The sequence below is a fragment of the Serratia sp. MMO-28 genome (assembly GCF_037199905.1).
GTDB lineage: Bacteria > Pseudomonadota > Gammaproteobacteria > Enterobacterales > Enterobacteriaceae > Chania > Chania oryzae.
Genome location: NZ_JBBCVB010000121.1, coordinates 1 through 236, shown reverse-complemented (window position 1 = coordinate 236; position 236 = coordinate 1). Strand labels below are relative to the sequence as shown.

At 63.6% G+C, this 236-nt stretch carries 1 protein-coding gene; it reads right to left on the bottom strand.

The window, feature by feature from the left end; genetic code table 11:
• A partial coding sequence (locus WG891_RS26820) for a hypothetical protein (protein WP_337265127.1) occupies positions 1-236 on the bottom strand: 236 nt, incomplete at both ends.

Genomic DNA, 236 nt, shown 5'->3' with positions numbered 1-236 from the left:
TGGTGCTGCCGGTGTAGCTGTTCTGGCCATTGGTGACGGTCAGGGCCCCGTTGCTGGCATCAAACACGATGCCGCCCACCCCGGTCAGTTGCGCGGTCAGGTTTTTGTTGGAATCCGGGCTGGCCTCGGTGGCAATCACCAGCGCGTTCGGGTTGTCCTGCAACAGGTTAATCGCACTCAGGCCGTAGTTCAGGTACAGGCCCGTGGCGCTGGCCCCGTCGGTGTTGGACAGCGCG